At 70.8% G+C, this 14,334-nt stretch carries 11 protein-coding genes and 1 riboswitch; of the genes, 6 read left to right on the top strand and 5 right to left on the bottom strand.

All coding sequences use genetic code 11. The annotated features are described in order from the left end of the window. Positions 1-158: 158 nt before the first annotated feature. Positions 159-2,102 (bottom strand): glycosyltransferase, encoded by a 1,944-nt coding sequence (locus ABZ027_RS25100; RefSeq protein ID WP_356772008.1) that lies wholly within the window; start codon positions 2,100-2,102, stop codon positions 159-161. Between the two features lie 247 nt (positions 2,103-2,349). On the opposite strand from ABZ027_RS25100, the gene ABZ027_RS25095 reads away from it, so the two are divergent. From ABZ027_RS25095 to ABZ027_RS25085, 3 genes are all read left to right on the top strand, one after another. Next, on the top strand, positions 2,350-2,850 hold the full coding sequence (locus tag ABZ027_RS25095) for a metallophosphoesterase (RefSeq protein WP_356772006.1): 501 nt from the start codon (positions 2,350-2,352) through the stop codon (positions 2,848-2,850). A gap of 147 nt (positions 2,851-2,997) precedes the next feature. Further along, positions 2,998-4,968 (top strand): translation factor GTPase family protein, encoded by a 1,971-nt coding sequence (locus ABZ027_RS25090; protein WP_356772004.1) that lies wholly within the window; start codon positions 2,998-3,000, stop codon positions 4,966-4,968. An 87-nt stretch (positions 4,969-5,055) separates the two neighbouring features. Next, entirely contained in the window at positions 5,056-6,921 is a 1,866-nt protein-coding gene (locus ABZ027_RS25085) for a cellulase family glycosylhydrolase (RefSeq protein WP_356772002.1), read from the top strand. On the opposite strand, the gene ABZ027_RS25080 is transcribed toward ABZ027_RS25085, so the two are convergent. Next, on the bottom strand, positions 6,914-8,170 hold the full coding sequence (locus ABZ027_RS25080; RefSeq protein ID WP_356772000.1) for a YncE family protein: 1,257 nt from the start codon (positions 8,168-8,170) through the stop codon (positions 6,914-6,916). The genes ABZ027_RS25085 and ABZ027_RS25080 overlap by 8 nt on opposite strands. Before the next feature lie 191 nt (positions 8,171-8,361). On the opposite strand from ABZ027_RS25080, the gene ABZ027_RS25075 reads away from it, so the two are divergent. Then, positions 8,362-9,024 carry a TetR/AcrR family transcriptional regulator gene (locus ABZ027_RS25075; protein WP_356771998.1) on the top strand — a complete coding sequence of 221 codons (663 nt, stop codon included), beginning with the start codon at positions 8,362-8,364 and terminating at the stop codon, positions 9,022-9,024. Between the two features lie 85 nt (positions 9,025-9,109). On the opposite strand, the gene ABZ027_RS25070 is transcribed toward ABZ027_RS25075, so the two are convergent. From ABZ027_RS25070 to ABZ027_RS25060, 3 genes are all read right to left on the bottom strand, one after another. Next, a complete protein-coding gene (locus ABZ027_RS25070) occupies positions 9,110-9,958 on the bottom strand; it encodes a bifunctional 5,10-methylenetetrahydrofolate dehydrogenase/5,10-methenyltetrahydrofolate cyclohydrolase (protein ID WP_356771996.1) in 849 nt (282 codons plus the stop codon). A 20-nt stretch (positions 9,959-9,978) separates the two neighbouring features. After that, positions 9,979-10,059, bottom strand: a riboswitch (ZMP/ZTP riboswitch). A gap of 18 nt (positions 10,060-10,077) precedes the next feature. Next, positions 10,078-10,443 carry a nuclear transport factor 2 family protein gene (locus ABZ027_RS25065; RefSeq protein ID WP_356771994.1) on the bottom strand — a complete coding sequence of 122 codons (366 nt, stop codon included), beginning with the start codon at positions 10,441-10,443 and terminating at the stop codon, positions 10,078-10,080. A gap of 193 nt (positions 10,444-10,636) precedes the next feature. After that, positions 10,637-12,391: an ABC transporter ATP-binding protein gene (locus ABZ027_RS25060; protein ID WP_356771992.1), complete on the bottom strand. Its 1,755-nt coding sequence runs from the start codon at positions 12,389-12,391 to the stop codon at positions 10,637-10,639. A 149-nt stretch (positions 12,392-12,540) separates the two neighbouring features. Here ABZ027_RS25060 and ABZ027_RS25055 point away from each other — a divergent pair, with 149 nt between their 5' ends. Together ABZ027_RS25055 and ABZ027_RS25050 are read left to right on the top strand one after the other, a co-directional pair. Continuing rightward, on the top strand, positions 12,541-13,629 hold the full coding sequence (locus tag ABZ027_RS25055; protein WP_356771990.1) for an S-(hydroxymethyl)mycothiol dehydrogenase: 1,089 nt from the start codon (positions 12,541-12,543) through the stop codon (positions 13,627-13,629). Continuing rightward, the gene (locus ABZ027_RS25050) at positions 13,629-14,258 is read left to right on the top strand and encodes an MBL fold metallo-hydrolase (protein WP_356771988.1); all 630 of its coding nucleotides are present in this window, start codon (positions 13,629-13,631) and stop codon (positions 14,256-14,258) included. The genes ABZ027_RS25055 and ABZ027_RS25050 overlap by 1 nt, the downstream gene beginning before the upstream one ends. Positions 14,259-14,334 lie beyond the last annotated feature (76 nt).

Below are 14,334 nucleotides of genomic sequence, written 5' to 3'. Positions count from 1 at the left end.
GGCGCGGGTACGGTACCGCAGCAGCGGTCCGGACCCGCCCCGCCTGTGTACGTGCGACGCGCCGTCGGGAAGGCGAGCGGTCGGCCCGCGCGAGGCGCGGGCCCTCCCCGGTGGCTTTGCGGAACTTCTCGCCGCCAAGCCACCGGGCAGGCGCTCGCTCAGGCCCTCTTCGCCCTGACCCGGGCCGCGGTGGTACGCACCCGGACCAGGACCTGCCGCGCCCGCCGTGCGAGCCGCCGACCGACGCTCGGCCCGGACGGGCGTACCATCTGCACTCCGCCCGCCCCGGCGCGCACCGCGACCGGCAGCGCGAAGAAGCGCCGCTCGTCCGCCTTCGGCGCCGGACAGAACATGACCTGCCGGGCCGAGCCCGTGAGGTCACCGGCGGGCAGTACGGCCTCCAGCCGCGCCCGGGAGCCGTCCGGGGACAGTGTGCCGGGGATGTCCGAGGAGGTCGGGCGGGTGAGCCGGAGCAGCACCTCGGTGTCGCCGGGCACATGCAGCGGCAGGGACGCGCGCAGCCGGTCGCCGGTGACGGTGACGTCGTCGGCGCCGAGCTCGAACAGGCCGAGGCGCTTGCTCGCGCGGTCCACGTCCAGGGCGAGATGACCCCGGTCGGTCCAGTACGGCAGCAGCACCCGGTCGGCCACCACACCGGCCGAGGTGGCCGCCTGGCTCCGACGCGGCACGGGGCCGAGCCGGCATTCCTTCGTCCAGCCGCCCAGCTTGACGCGGACGAAGACGTCCCACAGGCCGTTGCCCGGCGCGATGCCGCCGGCCGCGATGGCGGGATCGACGGTGGCGGTGGCCCGCAGCACCAGCCGGACCCCCTCGCCGTCCTCCACCGGGACGATCTCCCGGGTGAACTCGACCGGCTGGAAGTACTGCGCCGAGCTGGCACGTTCGCGGACCAGCAGGTCCGCCTTGGCCTTCCCGAACTGCTCGACGGTGTCGGCACCCACCCGTGCGACCGCGTCGGTCACGTCCCGCGGCGGACCTGCGGGCGCGGCGCCGGCCCGGGCGGCCGGGAACGTCATCGGCTGCCCGCCGAGCCGGTACTCGGCAGTCAGGTCGATCTTCAGCGAGCCGTCCTCCCACCGGACGGGCCCCGGCTCGGCGCGCACGGCGACCGAGGCCTCCCACTCGGCGAACGCCACCAGGTCGTCGAACCGGTCCGCGGCGATCAGGTCGGCGATGATCCGCTGGGTCAGCGGCAGCCCGGCCGCGACGCCGGGCTCGAAACGCTCCACGACGACACCGCGGATCTCCTCGAAGAGCTCCTTGCGGTAGTCCTCGGGTGCGTTCAGCAGGCGTCGGCCGCGCATCCGCTCGACCATCTCGTTGCGCAGCCAGCGCCGGTGGAGCCGGTCCCTCAGCGCGCCCGGCTGCGTGTAGCGCTCGACGACGTCGAGGGCCTCGCGCAGGTTCTTGAAGTAGCCGACCGGGTCGAAGCGCTGGAAGCCCGCGTTGGCGGCGTCGTCGCGTTTGACGTGGTAGTAGCAGACGTAGTCGCTGAGCACCGAGACGTTGTCCGCGCGCAGAAACGCCTCGGTGACGAAGACGTGGTCCTCAAGCCGCCGTCGCCCCTCGGGGAAGCGCAGCCCGATGTCGTCGAGGAACGCCCGCCGGAACATCTTGTGCGGGGTGAGGCTGTCGATCAGCGGGGCGTTCTCGACGCCGGCGTGCGGATGGTTGCGGCGGAACAGCTCCACCGGCACGGGACGGCCCTTGCCGGCCATCTTGCCGATGACGACGTCGGCGCCGTTGGCCACGCCGTAGTCGTACATCCGCTCCAGGGCCTCGTCGCCGAGGTAGTCGTCGTTGTCGACGAACATGACGTACGTGCCCTCGGAGGCGGCGATGCCGACGTTGCGGGGCTTGCCCGACCAGCCGGAGTTCTCCTGGTGGATCACCTTGACCTGCGGGTTCTCGGCGGCGAGCGCGTCGAGCCGGGCGGGGGTGTCGTCGGTGGAGCCGTCGTCGACGAAGACCATTTCGTACTCGTCGGGCGGTAGCGACTGCCTCAACAGTGAGGCGATGCAGTCCTCGATGTAGGTCCCCGGGTTGTAGACGGGAACAATGACGCTGACTTTGACCGGCATCGGCCTCTGGGCCCCCCTTGGGTCGCTGACCGCGTGGCGATATGTGCTGCTACGCGTGGGCAGATGCTAACGCCACCGGCCACGCCGTCCACCTCCGGCCCCCCGACAGCGCAACCAAGTGGCCCGGTCAGCCCAGTGGGTTGGCCGGTGGGTCCGGGAACGGAGCCGTCGCCCCCTCACCCGAACGAGAGAGGAACCGCCGGGGTCGTGCCAGGCCATGCCCCGCCCCTCGGCCTAGGCTGGCCCCGTGCGTCTGCTGTTGATGAGTGACACCCACCTCCCCAAGCGTGCCAAGGAACTCCCCGCGCCGCTGCTCGCCGAACTCCCGCGTGCCGACGTGGTGTTCCACGCCGGGGACTGGGTCGACACGGCCACCCTGGACCTGCTGGAGAGCCGCAGCCGCCGGCTCGTCGCCGTGTACGGCAACAACGACGGTCCGCTGCTGCGCGCCCGGCTGCCCGAGATCGCCCGTGCCGACCTGGAGGGCCTGCGTTTCGCCGTCGTCCATGAGACGGGTCCCGCCCAGGGCCGCGAGGCACGCTGCGCCGCCCGCTTCCCGGACGCGGACGTGCTGGTCTTCGGGCACAGCCACATCCCCTGGGACACCACCGCCCGCACCGGCCTCCGGCTGCTCAACCCGGGCTCCCCGACCGACCGCCGCCGCCAGCCCCACCACACCTACATGACCGCGTCCGTGGCCGACGGCACCCTCACGGACGTGACCCTGCACCCGCTGCCGCCGCGCTAGGCCGAGCGTAAATCCGTTGCCGCGCCGGCGCCGGACCTGCTGCACTTCACCTGACCTTGTCACCGCACATTCCAGGAGCACCCATGCGCGCATCGTCCATGTCCACCCCGGAAGGAATGACCCCCTCTTCAAAGGACATGACGCTTCGTGCACATGCTCAACCTCGGAATCCTCGCCCATGTCGACGCGGGTAAGACCAGCCTGACCGAGCGCCTGCTGCACTCGGTCGGTGTGATCGACGAGATCGGCAGCGTCGACACCGGAAACACGCAGACCGACACCCTCGAGCTGGAGCGCCGGCGCGGGATCACCATCAAGTCCGCCGTGGTGTCCTTCGCGCTCGACGACGTGACGGTCAACCTGATCGACACCCCGGGACACCCGGACTTCATCGCCGAGGTGGAGCGGGTGCTCGGGGTCCTCGACGGGGCCGTGCTGGTCGTCTCCGCGGTGGAGGGCGTCCAGGCGCAGACCCGGGTGCTCATGCGCACCCTGCGACGCCTGCGCATCCCCACCCTGGTCTTCGTCAACAAGGTCGACCGACGGGGTGCCCGCCACGAGGGCGTGCTGCGGGCCGTGTCCGAACGGCTCACCTCGGCCGTCGTCCCGATGGGAACGGTCGCCGGACTCGGCACCCCAGAAGCCCGCTTCGTCCCCGGTCTCGGCCCGGCCGCGCTCGATGTGCTCACCGACCAGGACGACGACCTGCTGGCCGCCTATGTCGAGGGGACGCTCTCCGACCTGCGGCTCCACGCCGCCCTCGCCGCCCGGACCCGGCGTGCCCTGGTGCACCCCGTGTTCTTCGGCTCCGCCGTCACGGGCGCGGGCGTGCCCGAACTGCTCACCGGGATCAGGGAGTTGCTGCCCGCCGTCGGCGGTGATCCCGACGGCCCAGTCTCCGGCACGGTGTTCAAGGTCGAACGGGGCCCGGCGGGCGAGAAGATCGCGTACGCCCGGATGTTCTCCGGGACCCTGCGCGCCCGCGACCGCGTGCCCTACGCGGACGCCCGCGAGGAGGGCCGGATCACCGCGATCAGCGTCTTCGACCAGGGCACCGACGTCCGCCGGGACGCGGTCCGCGCGGGCCGGATCGCCAAGGTGTGGGGTCTGGCGGACGTCCGGATCGGCGACGCCCTCGGTGAACCCCGCGGGGCCGACGGTCACTTCTTCGCACCGCCCACCCTGGAAACGGTCGTCGTCCCCGGGCCGGGCACCGACCGAGGGGCCCTGCACCTCGCGCTCACCCGACTCGACGAACAGGACCCGCTGATCGACCTGCGGCACGACGAGATCCGGCGGGAGACGTCCGTGTCCCTCTACGGCGAGGTGCAGAAGGAGGTCGTCCAGGCCACCCTCGCCGAGGAGTTCGGACTCGACGTCACCTTCCGGGAGACCACACCCCTGTGCGTGGAGAAGCCGGCCGGTACGGGCGCGGCGGTCGAGTTCAACGGGAAGGACGACAACCCCTTCCTCGCCACCGTCGGTCTGCGCGTCGAACCTGCCCCGGCCGGAGCGGGGGTGGACTTCGGGCTGGCGGTCGAACTCGGCTCCATGCCGTACGCCTTCTTCAAGGCCATCGAGGACACCGTGCGCGACACCCTCGGCCAAGGCCTGTGCGGCTGGCAGGTCGCCGACTGCACGGTCACCCTGACCGACTGCGGTTACTCACCCCGCCAGAGCCACGCCCACCAGGGCTTCGACAAGAGCATGTCCAGCACCGGCGCGGACTTCCGCGGGCTGACCCCGCTGGTGCTGATCGAGGCCCTGCGCCGGGCCGGCACCACGGTCCACGAGCCGATGCACCGCTTCCGCGTCGAGGCCCCCGCGGACACCGTCGGGGCTCTGCTGCCCGTGCTGGCCGCCCTGCGTGCCGTACCGCGGACCACCGGGACACACGGCGACTCCGCCGTACTGGAGGGTGCGATTCCGGCTGACCGGGTACATGAACTGGAACAGCGACTTCCGGGCCTCACCCGGGGTGAGGGTGAACTGGAGAGTTCCTTCGACCACTACGCACCGGTCACGCGAGGCGCGGTGCCGAGTCGGGCGCGCACCGACCACAACCCGCTGAACAGGAAGGAGTACCTGCTGAGGGTGACACGCCGGACCGGCGGATGACTCTCCGCTCCCTGTCGCGGCGGGCGAATGTGAAACTTACTCATCAGTCAGAAGCTGTTGACTGTTTCATGAAATCGCCGGACTGTAATGGACATGCCGAATATACGCGCGCGTCTGCTCGTTGTTCTGGTGGTCCTCTCCGGATTCCTGACGGCGGCGGGTGTCAGACCCGCCACCGCCGAAGCCCTCCCCGACTCCCTCTGGTTCGACGACACCCCCGTCACCGCGCAGAACGGCCGCTTCGCCGACGGTCTCGGCCGCGAGGTCGTCCTGCGTGGCTACAACGTCTCCGGTGAGACCAAACTGGCCGAGAACAAGGGCCTGCCCTTCGCCTCGACTGCCGACGCGAAGAAGTCGGCAACCGCGCTGAGAGCGCTCGGCGGCGGCAACTCGGTACGCTTCCTGCTCTCCTGGGCGTACGCCGAACCCGTACGCGGCCAGGTCGACACCGCGTACCTGGCGGCCGCCACCGAGCAGATGCGTGCGTTCCTCGACGCGGGCATCCGCGTCTACCCCGACTTCCACCAAGACCTCTACTCCCGCCACCTGTTCGATCCGGACAGCTGGTACACGGGCGACGGAGCCCCCAAGTGGGCCGTGGACGCCGGGAACTACCCGGACGAGAGCTGCGGGATCTGCCTGTTCTGGGGCCAGAACATCACCCAGAACGAGGCCGTGAAGAAGGCGACGTACGACTTCTGGCACAACGCGTACGGACTCCAGGACGCGTTCCTCACCACCGCCCAGAAGGCGATGGCGTACGTCAAACAGCACGTCAGCGCCGACGAGTTCGCGGGTGTCGTCGGCTTCGACCCCTACAACGAGCCGCACGCCGGTGTCTATGACTCAGGCCAGACCAGCCGCGCCTGGGAACGCGACGTGCTGTGGCCGTTCTACGAGAAGTTCCGCGCCCGGATGGACGCGGCGGGCTGGCAGGGCAAGCCCGCGTTCGCGGAGCCGAACCTGTTCTGGAACGCCAACATCAGCTTCCAGAAGCAGGAGGGTGGCCTGCTGGACGCCGGCACCCTCGGCCCGGACTACGTCTTCAACACCCACTTCTACGACCAGAAGGCCATCTCAGGGATCTTCCTGCCGGGCAAGGCGAAGGACGGTCAGTACTCGACCGACTTCGGTACGGTCCGCGACCGCGCCGCGGCCACCGGCACGGCCGGTATCGTCAGCGAGTTCGGGCACCCCCTGGCGGGCAGCGTCTCCGACAAGGCCCCCACGGTCCTCAAGGCGATGTACCAGGCACTGGACTCCCGGGTGTCCGGGGCGAGTTGGTGGGCGAACCCGACGGCCTCCGGCTCGGTGCTCTCCGGTACGCAGTGGCAGTGGGACATCTACAACGGCCGCCACCACGAGCTGATGAACGGCAACGCCGGCAAGGTGCTCACCTCCGGCGACGCCTGGAACGACGAGGACCTGTCGGCCGTACGACTCGACGACTCGGGAACGGCCGTGCTGCGCCAGGACGCCCGGCTGCTGGACCGCCTCTACCCGAGCGCCACGGCGGGCAGCACGGTGGCCTTCACCTACGAGGACCGCTCCCGGGACGGCTCGACGACCCTGACCTGGAACCCGGTCCCCAGTTCCCTGCCGAACGTCTCCCGGCTGGTCGGCACGGGCCAGTACGGCCTGCTCGTCTGGCGCTCGAACGGCTCCACCGCCCCCTCGGAACTTCACCTCCCGGCATCGTTCCCGACGGCGTCCACGACGGTGGTCTCCGACCTGGGCACGGTCTCGGGCCCGCCCTCGTACACGAAGACGACGCCGATCGCCGTGGCCGGCGAACCGGGCGGGAGCGCCACCCGGCGCCTCCTGCTGACCGCGTCCGACTCGGGCACCGTGCACTACGCGCTGGTCACGAACGGAGCGACGGCTCCGTCCGCGAGCCTGCTGAGCGCGGCGCGGGCGGAGCTGTCGTCCTGGGCGGCTTCGAAGATCAACTAGCGGACGGTCCCGTCCAGTCCGTCGGCACGTGGGCCAGGCGGACCCGCTGGGGGTGGTCGCCGACCGGGACGGACGCGACCTTCTGGCCTGTCGCGAAGTCGATCGCCGTGACCTGGTCGGCGCCGCTCTCCGAGATGACGCACCTCTTGCCGTCACCGCTCACCGTGGCCCAGTAGGGCTTGGAGGCGGTGACGAGCGGGCCCTCCTGGAGGGTGGAGCGGTTCACGACGGTCGCGTAGTCGTCCATCGTGCCCGCCACGCACAGCTTGCTGCCGTCGGGGCTCATCGAAAGGCCGTGGTGGCGCGAGTCGTTGACCCAGGTCGTGCGGTCCGTGCTGGTCGCCGGGTTCTTGGGGAGGGTCTTGACGCGGGTGATCTTGTCGGAGGCGATGTCGTACTCCAGGAAGCCGTTGAAGAACGACACCTGGAAGTAGAGCTTCGACTCGTCCGGGCTGAAGACGGCGGGGCGGACCGCGTCCGAGTAATCCTTCAGACCGATCGCGTCGAGCCGCTCGCGCATGTCGATCACCTTCACCTGCTTGAAGGTGGTCGCGTCGACGACCGTGATCTTGCGGTTGCCCTTCGTCCAGTCCTGCCACGGCTCGTCCATCGAGGTGTTGACGTCGCCGATGGCCATGTTCCAGATGTACTTGCCGTCCTTCGTGAAGATGTTCTCGTGCGGCTTGTCGCCCGTCCCGAACGAGCCCAGCTGCTTGCCGGTGTCGATGTCCAGCACGTGCACGGTGTTCGAGATCGAGGCGGAGACCGCCACCCGCGTGCCGTCGGGGGAGACGGCCATGTGGTCGGAGCGGTAACCCGACACGGGGAAGCGCCAGTTGATCTTCCCGGTGGCCAGGTCGATGGAGACGACATCGGCGAAGCTGGGGCGGGAGACGACCATCGACCTGCCGTCCGGCGTGGAGTACATGTCGTCGACGAGCTGGTCGTGGCCCTCGCCGACGCCGTTGCGGATGGCCGTGTAGTAGATCCACTTGATCGGATCGGCGTTGATCGCCGCGATCCGCTCCGCCTTGTCCGGGACGACGTTGATCCGGCCGATCTTCGCGAAGTCACCGCCGGACTTGATGACATCGGCCGTGCCGTCCCAGTTGTTGCCCACGAACATCACCTCGCGCAGAGCGGCGGCCGAGGTGTCCGGGACGGCCGTCGCGGCGGCGGCCGGGGCGGTGACGGTGAGCACGAGGGCGGCTGCTACGGAGCAAAGGTGCCTGGAGCTGAAAGCAGGCATGACTGCTCTTTCCTCTGAGGAGGGCTCATGAGTGGGGCATGCCAAAAGGCATGGCGAATCTGAACACGAGTGGATTCAGAGTCAACTTACTGCAAAGTAAGGAAGGGTGGCCCTTCTCCACAAGACTGCGTACACGACAAAATGGGAGGGCGAACGAAACGTCCGGGAGCCGGGCGGGACAAGGAGGCTCGGTGGCAGGCAGGCTCAGGGCGCCGACCGGCCGATACGGCGGAAAGTCGGCGGTGGAGCGCCAGGCCGAGCGGCGCCGCCGTTTCCTGGACGCCGCGCTCCAGCTCTTCGGCGACAGTCCCGGCTACCGCGCCACCACCGTCGCCGCGCTCAGCGAGGCCGCGGGCCTGTCCACCCGCCAGTTCTACGAGGAGTTCCGCACCCTCGAGGACGTCCTGACCGCACTCCACCTGGAGGTCAACGACTGGGCCGAGGAGGCGGTGGTGCTCGCCGTGAGCGCGGCGGAGAACCTGCCCCTCCCCGAGCGCGCGGCCGCGATCTTTCGCGCGTACGCCGCGAACGTCACCGGGGACCCGCGGCGCATCCGCATCACCTTCGTCGAGATCATCGGCGTCAGCCCGAGCCTGGAGGAGCAGCGCCTGGCACGCCGTGCCCGCTGGGTCGATCTGGTGTGCGCCGAGGCCGTGGCGGCCGTGGCCCGCGGGGAGGCGGCGCCCCGCGACTACCGGCTCGCGGCGACGGCGTTCATCGGCAGCGTCAACGGGCTCCTGCACGACTGGAGCGCCGGATGGGTGGACGCGACCCTCGACGAGGTCGTCGAGGAACTGGTCCGGCAACTGCTCGGAATCCTGCGCCCACCGGGCTGGGAGCCGTCCGCGGCGTGATCGTCCCGGATCAGACCTTCCCGCTGTCCGGGGCTCGGTCGCCGACCAAGCCGGGAGCCGACCGCCGACGAGGATCACCCGCCGCTCACGTCCCGAGCTGCCGGGCGGCGGCGGTCACGGTCTGCTCCAGCAGCGTGGCGATCGTCATCGGACCCACACCGCCCGGCACCGGCGTGATCAACGAGGCTCGCTCCACGGCCGAGTCGAAGTCGACGTCGCCGACGTTCCCTGGGTTGTAGCCGGCGTCGATCACCACCGCGCCGGGCTTGAGGTCCCGGCCGTGCACCAGCCGGGGGCGGCCCACCGCGGCGACCACGATGTCCGCCTCCCGGACGGCCGCGGGCAGGTCCCGGGTACGGGAGTGGCAGTAGGTCACCGTGGCGTCGCGAGCCAGCAGCAGCATGCCGACCGGCTTGCCCAGGATCGCGCTGCGGCCGACGACCACGGCCCGCCGGCCGGACGGGTCGACGTCGTACTCGTCGAGCAGCCGCATGATCCCGCCGGGCGTGCAGGACACGAACCCGGGCAGGCCGAAGCTCATCGTGGCGAAAGAGGCGAAGGTGACACCGTCGACGTCCTTCTCCGGGGCGATCGCCTCGAACGCGGCCCGCTCGTCGATGTGTCCGCCCATCGGGTGCTGCAGCAGGATGCCGTGCACACCGGGATCGTCCGACAGGGCCCGGAGCGTGCCGACGAGTTCCTCGGTGGTGGTGGCGCCGGGCAGGGCCACATGACGCGACTCCACGCCGGCCGTGCGACACCGGTTCTGCTTCATCCGTACATAGGTGACGGAGGCGGGGTCCTCGCCGACCAGCACGGTCGCGAGACACGGCCGCTGTCCCGTGCGTCGCGTGACGTCGACCGCCCTCTGGGCGGTGTCCTCCACGATCCTCCGGGCGAGCGCGGTGCCGTCCATGAGCCGGGCCTGAGACATGGTCCACTCCTGAGCTGATGTGGGATCGCCCAGGCGCACGGCAGTGTTCGCGGGCCGCTCCCCGGTGGTGCTCCACCTCAGCGCCAGTCACGGCCCACGGTCAGCCTAACCTCCGCCGGCTACTCGTCCCAGGCCTGGACCATGGTCTGCTTGACGATCTTCCCGTCCCGTAGCTGCAGCATCGACTCGGCGAGGACGCGCACGCCGTCCGGGTACTCGCAGGACTCGCTGAAGGCGACCTGGTCACCCTCTGCCACGCACCCTTCCATCTTGTGCGTCATGTCGCGGCTGCAGAGTTCGTGGAGCATGTCGGCGATCTCGGCACGGCCGTGCAGGACCATCGGATGGCTGGGCTGGGTGTTGCGGTCCACGATCCGAATCTCGGCGTCGTCGGCGTAGAACGACAACAGTGTCTGCTCGTTCGGGCCTTCGATGCCTCGGCGCAACGTTTCGGTGTCGAATCCGGAGCCTGTCGCGGTGCCCATGATGAACCTCCTTCGAGGGGCCGCGGCCCGACGAGGAGCGGGCCGCTGGGGCCTCCTTCTTTAGAGACTCCTCCGCCCCGGCGGTCAGGGCAAGCGCAGTGCACGCCCCGTCTCCGGCGAGTGTGCGGCGCCCGGCGCCGGTGCCCGCGACGGGCCCACCGGCACCGTGTCCGTCGCCGTCCGATTCACGGCGTCAGCCCGCGGTCGCCAGGAACTGTGTCGCCGCGAGCTCCGCGTACAGCGGGTCGGCGCCCACCAGTTCACGGTGGGTGCCCACCGCGCGGACCCGGCCCGCGTCCATCACCACGATCCGGTCCGCCATCGTCACCGTGGACAGCCGGTGCGCCACGACCAGCACCGTGGTGGTCCGGGCCACGTCCGCCACCGTGTCCCGCAGCGCCGCCTCGTTCACCGCGTCCAGCTGCGAGGTCGCCTCGTCGAGGAGCAGCAGCCGCGGGCGGCGCAGCAGGGCGCGGGCGATGGCGACCCGCTGGCGCTCGCCGCCCGACAGCTTGGTGCCGCGGTGACCCACCAGGGTGTCCAGACCGCCGGGCAGCCTGCCCACCAGCCCGTCCAGCCGGGTCGTCTTCACCACCCGGGTGACCATGTCCTCGTCCGCCTCCGGGTTGCCCAGCAGCAGGTTGTCCCGCAGCGAGCCCGACAGCACCGGAGCGTCCTGCTCCACATAGCCGATCGCGGAACGGAGCTGCGGCAGCTCCCAGTCCGCGAGCTCGCGGCCGTCGAGGGTGATCGCGCCGGACTCGGGGTCGTAGAACCGTTCGATGAGCGAGAACACGGTGGTCTTGCCCGCGCCGGACGGGCCCACGAACGCCGTCATGCCCTGCGCGGGCACGTCGAAGGTCACCCCGTGGTGGACGTACGGCAGGTCGTCGGCGTACCGGAAGCGGACGTCGGTGAAGGCGACGGCGGCGGGCCGTGCGTCCGGCGAGGGCAATGGCGCGGGACGCACGGCCGGTTCGGCGGGCAGCCGCAACGCCTCCTGGATCCGGGCCAGCGCCGCGGCACCCGTCTGGTACTGGGTGATCGCGCCGACGACCTGCTGGATGGGTGACATGAGGTAGAACACGAACAGCAGGAACGCCACCAGCGTGCCCACGTCGATCGCCCCGGTCGCCACCCGTGCCCCGCCGGCCGCGAGGACCGTGATGAAGGCGATCTGCATGGCCAGCCCCGCCGTGTTGCCGGCCGCGGCCGACCACTTGGCGGCCCGCACGCTCTGCCGCCACGACTCCTCGGCGGCCGCGTGCAAGGTCTGCTCCTCACGGTGCTCGGCACCGGACGCCTTCACCGTGCGCAGCGCGCCGAGGATCCGTTCCAACGAGGCCCCCATCACGCCGACCGCGTCCTGTGCCTGCCGGCTCGCCCGGTTGATGCGCGGCACGATCACGCCGAGGATCGTGCCCGCGCCCAGGATCACCGCCATCGTGACCCCGAGCAGCACCGGATCCACCAGCCCCATCATGACCACCGTCGCCACCAGCGTGAGCCCCCCGGTGCCCAGGCCCACGAGCGAGTCGGTGGTGACCTCCCGCAGCAGGGTGGTGTCCGCGGTGATCCGGGCCATCAGGTCACCCGGCTCGGTGCGGTCCACGGCCGTGATGCGCAGCCGCAGCAAGTACGAGGACAGCTCGCGCCGCGCACCCAGCACCACCGACTCGGCGGTGCGCCGCAGCACGTACGAACCCAGCGCCCCCAGCGCCGCGTTGGCCACCACCAGCCCCGACATGACGGCCAACGCGCCGGTGATGACGCGGTCGTGCGACAGGTCGTCGATCAACTCCCGTGCCACCAGCGGCAGCAGCAGCCCGGTGCCGCCGGTGACCAGGGACAGCGCCGCACCCGTCAGCAGCGCCCACCGGTGTGGCCGTACGTATCCGAGGATGAGCCGCCACGCGGGCGGGCCGGTCTCGGTCTCTGCGTTGCTCACGGCGCTCCCTGGGCCTGCGGCGGGCTGAGAGCTCAGGCTACGTCGGCGCCGGGCACACCGGCCCGCGGCGTCGGGAACGCACCCGCTACTGATCAGTTGGCCGTAGGGTCGCAGCAGGAAGGACACGAGCCGAGGAAGGGGCCGACCACATGGCGCAGGAAGTACGCGGCGTGATCGCACCGGGCAGGGACGAGCCGGTGCGGGTGGAGACGATCGTCGTGCCGGACCCGGGTCCGGGCGAGGCCGTGGTGAAGGTGCAGGCCTGCGGGGTGTGCCATACGGACCTGCACTACAAGCAGGGCGGCATCAGCGACGACTTCCCGTTCCTGCTCGGGCACGAGGCCGCCGGCGTGGTCGAGTCGGTGGGGGAGGGGGTCGAGGAGGTCGCGCCCGGGGACTTCGTGATCCTGAACTGGCGGGCGGTGTGCGGCAAGTGCCGCGCCTGCAAGCGGGGGCGGCCGTGGTACTGCTTCGACACCCACAACGCCACGCAGAAGATGACGCTGGCCGCCACCGGGCAGGAGCTGTCGCCCGCGCTGGGGATCGGCGCGTTCGCGGACAAGACGCTGGTGGCGGCCGGGCAGTGCACCAAGGTGGACCCGTCGGTGGCGCCGCAGGTGGCGGGGCTGCTGGGGTGCGGGGTGATGGCCGGGATCGGTGCCGCGATCAACACCGGGCAGGTCGGGCGGGGCGACTCGGTCGCGGTGATCGGCTGTGGCGGGGTGGGCGACGCGGCGATCGCCGGCGCGCGGCTCGCGGGCGCGGCACGGATCGTCGCCGTCGACATCGACGACCGCAAGCTGGAGATGGCCCGCGCGATGGGCGCCACCCACACGGTCAACTCCCGCGACACCGACCCGGTGGCGGCGATCCAGGAGCTGACCGGCGGCTTCGGCGCGGACGTGGTGATCGAGGCGGTCGGCCGCCCGGAAACCTACAAGCAGGCCTTCTACGCCCGCGACCTGGCCGGCACCGTCGTCCTGGTCGGTGTGCCCACCCCGGAGATGAAACTCGAACTGCCGCTGCTTGATGTGTTCGGCCGGGGCGGTGCGCTGAAGTCGTCCTGGTACGGCGACTGCCTGCCCTCGCGTGACTTCCCGATGCTGATCGACCTGCATCTGCAGGGCCGCCTGGACCTGGGCGCGTTCGTCACCGAGACCATCCAGCTCGACCATGTGGAGAAGGCGTTCGAGCGGATGCACCACGGTGACGTGCTGCGTTCGGTGGTGGTGCTGTGATGGCCGCCCGCGTCGAACACCTCGTCACCTCCGGCCACTTCACCCTCGACGGCGGTACCTGGGAGGTGGAGAACAACGTGTGGATCGTCGGCGACGACCACGAGGCGATCGTGATCGACGCCGCCCACGACGCGGACGCCATCGCCGAGGCGGTCGGGGAGAGGCGGCTCACCGCGATCGTGTGCACCCACGCCCACAACGACCACATCGACGCCGCCCCCGCTCTCGCCGAGCGCACCGGAGCCACCATCTGGCTGCACCCCGACGACCTGCCGCTGTGGAAGCAGACCCACCCGGGCCGCGACCCCGACGCCTGGCTCACCGACGGCCAGCTCATCGAGGCGGCGGGCGCCGACCTGCGGGTGCTGCACACCCCCGGGCACGCACCGGGCGCGGTCTGCCTGTACGACCCGCAGCTGGCCACCGTCTTCACCGGTGACACCCTGTTCCAGGGCGGCCCCGGCGCCACCGGCCGCTCCTACTCCCACTTCCCCACGATCATCACCTCGATCCGCGACCGCCTCCTGGCCCTGCCGCCCGACACCCGGGTCCTCACCGGACACGGCGACTCCACCACCATCGGCGCGGAGGCTCCCCACCTCGACGAGTGGATCGCCCGTGGCCACTGACGGGCCGGAGCCGAGCCCGGCCGGGTGACCTGACAGGAAAGCCGCGTGACTCGCCCCGAAAGGCGACAGCGGATGT

Source organism: Streptomyces sp. NPDC006332 (assembly GCF_040612855.1).
Classification (GTDB): domain Bacteria; phylum Actinomycetota; class Actinomycetes; order Streptomycetales; family Streptomycetaceae; genus Streptomyces.
The sequence above is the reverse complement of the archived record's forward strand: the minus strand, read 5'-3'. Positions and strand labels throughout refer to the sequence as shown.

What these genes read in the sequence shown, in the direction of transcription:
- ABZ027_RS25100 (WP_356772008.1), bottom strand. Translation starts at nt 2,102, where the DNA reads ATGCCGGTCAAAGTCAGCGTCATTGTTCCCGTCTACAACCCGGGGACC.
- ABZ027_RS25085 (WP_356772002.1), top strand. Translation starts at nt 5,056, where the DNA reads ATGGACATGCCGAATATACGCGCGCGTCTGCTCGTTGTTCTGGTGGTC.
- ABZ027_RS25080 (WP_356772000.1), bottom strand. Translation starts at nt 8,170, where the DNA reads ATGCCTGCTTTCAGCTCCAGGCACCTTTGCTCCGTAGCAGCCGCCCTC.
- ABZ027_RS25070 (WP_356771996.1), bottom strand. Translation starts at nt 9,958, where the DNA reads ATGTCTCAGGCCCGGCTCATGGACGGCACCGCGCTCGCCCGGAGGATC.
- ABZ027_RS25065 (WP_356771994.1), bottom strand. Translation starts at nt 10,443, where the DNA reads ATGGGCACCGCGACAGGCTCCGGATTCGACACCGAAACGTTGCGCCGA.
- ABZ027_RS25055 (WP_356771990.1), top strand. Translation starts at nt 12,541, where the DNA reads ATGGCGCAGGAAGTACGCGGCGTGATCGCACCGGGCAGGGACGAGCCG.
- ABZ027_RS25050 (WP_356771988.1), top strand. Translation starts at nt 13,629, where the DNA reads ATGGCCGCCCGCGTCGAACACCTCGTCACCTCCGGCCACTTCACCCTC.